The sequence below is a fragment of the Acidisphaera rubrifaciens HS-AP3 genome (genome assembly GCF_000964365.1).
Taxonomy (GTDB): Bacteria; Pseudomonadota; Alphaproteobacteria; order Acetobacterales; family Acetobacteraceae; genus Acidisphaera; species Acidisphaera rubrifaciens.
The window spans coordinates 1-2,464 of sequence record NZ_BANB01000190.1 but is presented as its reverse complement, the minus strand read 5'-3'; the positions used below and the strand labels follow the sequence as shown (position 1 = coordinate 2,464).

Annotated in this window: 1 tRNA gene and 2 rRNA genes; all 3 read left to right on the top strand. The window is 58.8% G+C overall.

The features are described from left to right. Positions 1-2,013 (top strand): 23S ribosomal RNA (locus B8460_RS06865); the annotation flags it as partial. A 144-nt stretch (positions 2,014-2,157) separates the two neighbouring features. Beyond that, positions 2,158-2,272, top strand: a 5S ribosomal RNA gene (gene rrf / locus B8460_RS06860). 35 nt (positions 2,273-2,307) lie between these two features. After that, positions 2,308-2,384: transfer RNA gene (locus B8460_RS06855), tRNA-Met, on the top strand. The last annotated feature ends 80 nt before the right edge of the window (positions 2,385-2,464 follow it).

Sequence of the window (2,464 nt, the reverse complement as noted above, 5' to 3'; positions counted from 1 at the left end):
CGCCTGTTGAAAAAGTCGGGGATGAGCTGTGGCTAGGGGTGAAAGGCCAATCAAACTCGGAAATAGCTGGTTCTCCGCGAAATCTATTGAGGTAGATCGTCGCGTATGACTTCCGGGGGTAGAGCACTGGATGGGCTAGGGGGACCCAAAGTCTTACCAAACCTAACCAAACTCCGAATACCGGAAAGTCGAGCGCGGCAGACAGACGGCGGGTGCTAAGGTCCGTCGTCGAGAGGGAAACAGCCCAGACCACCAGCTAAGGCCCCCAAATCGTGGCTAAGTGGGAAAGGATGTGGGAATTCCAAAACAACCAGGAGGTTGGCTTAGAAGCAGCCATCCTTTAAAGAAAGCGTAATAGCTCACTGGTCTAATAGAAATCCTGCGCCGAAAATGTAACGGGGCTCAAGCCACGTGCCGAAGCTGTGGGCGCAGCAATGCGCGGTAGCGGAGCGTTCCGTAGGCCTGTGAAGGGACAGGGGTGACCCGTCCTGGAGGTATCGGAAGTGCGAATGCTGACATGAGTAGCGACAAACAGAGTGAGAAACTCTGTCGCCGAAAGTCCAAGGGTTCCTGCGCAAGGTTAATCCGCGCAGGGTGAGCCGGCCCCTAAGGCGAGGGCGAAAGCCGTAGTCGATGGGAATCAGGTGAATATTCCTGAGCCTGCCAGAAGTGACGGACGCAGACTGTTGTCGGGGCTTAACGGATTGTCCCGGCTTTGCGCGCGTTCCAGGAAACAGCTCTGGCGATAAGACCGTACCCGAAACCGACACAGGTGGACTGGTAGAGCATACCAAGGCGCTTGAGAGAACGATGCTGAAGGAACTAGGCAAATTGCTCGCGTAACTTCGGGATAAGCGAGACCCAATGGCGGGCAACCGTGATTGGGTGGCACAGAGCAGGGGGTAGCGACTGTTTAGTAAAAACACAGGGCTCTGCGAAGTCGAGAGACGACGTATAGGGTCTGACGCCTGCCCGGTGCCGGAAGGTTAAGAGGAGGTGTGCAAGCACTGAATCGAAGCCCCGGTAAACGGCGGCCGTAACTATAACGGTCCTAAGGTAGCGAAATTCCTTGTCGGGTAAGTTCCGACCTGCACGAATGGCGTAACGACTTCCCCACTGTCTCCAGCATCGGCTCAGCGAAATTGAATTCCCCGTGAAGATGCGGGGTACCCGCGGTCAGACGGAAAGACCCTATGAACCTTTACTGCAGCTTTGCAGTGGCATTAGGAGAGCACTGTGTAGGATAGGTGGGAGGCATTGAAGCCGGGGCGCCAGCTCTGGTGGAGCCAACCTTGAAATACCACCCTGGGCGCTTCTGATGTCTAACCGCGACCGGTCAGCCCGGTCCGGGACCCTGCATGGTGGGCAGTTTGACTGGGGCGGTCGCCTCCCAAAAAGTAACGGAGGCGCGCGATGGTGGGCTCAGGCCGGTCGGACATCGGCTGTCGAGTGCAATGGCATAAGCCCGCCTGACTGCGAGAGTGACAGCTCGAGCAGAGACGAAAGTCGGCCATAGTGATCCGGTGGTCCCGCGTGGAAGGGCCATCGCTCAACGGATAAAAGGTACTCTAGGGATAACAGGCTGATCTCCCCCAAGAGTCCACATCGACGGGGAGGTTTGGCACCTCGATGTCGGCTCATCACATCCTGGGGCTGGAGCAGGTCCCAAGGGTTCGGCTGTTCGCCGATTAAAGTGGTACGTGAGCTGGGTTTAGAACGTCGTGAGACAGTTCGGTCCCTATCTGCCGTGGGTGTTGGAGACTTGAGAGGATCTGTCCCTAGTACGAGAGGACCGGGATGGACGCACCTCTGGTGCACCGGTTGTCGCGCCAGCGGCACCGCCGGGTAGCTAAGTGCGGACGGGATAACCGCTGAAAGCATCTAAGCGGGAAACCCACCTCAAAACCAGGTCTCCCCGAGGGCCGTGATAGACCATCACGTCGATAGGCCGGAGGTGCAGGCGCGGCAACGCGCATAGCCGACCGGTCCTAATCGCCCGACAGGCTCGATCTTCCGATCATGGACCCAGCGTCCCAGCGACCTGGTCGCCATGATCACGTCATGCGCAGCAGCAAGCCTTGCGCGCCCTCATCCGCTTCAGCACAGAACCAGATCCCGTCATCCAGACCCAACGCGACACGCGGGCGGGCTGGACGACCTGGTGGCCATGGCGGGGTGCCTACACCCGATCCCATCCCGAACTCGGCCGTGAAAAACCCCAGCGCCAATGGTACTGTGCGACAACGCACGGGAGAGTAGGTCGCCGCCAGGTCATCCAGCCCACCCACAACACCAAAACTCATCCCACGCGGGGTGGAGCAGCCCGGTAGCTCGTCAGGCTCATAACCTGAAGGTCACAGGTTCAAATCCTGTCCCCGCAACCACCCTTATCCAACCACAGGACAAAGCGCAGCACACCGCGCCCAATGGGATCGTTCCGGGCCCTTCGCAGACGCGTACGCCC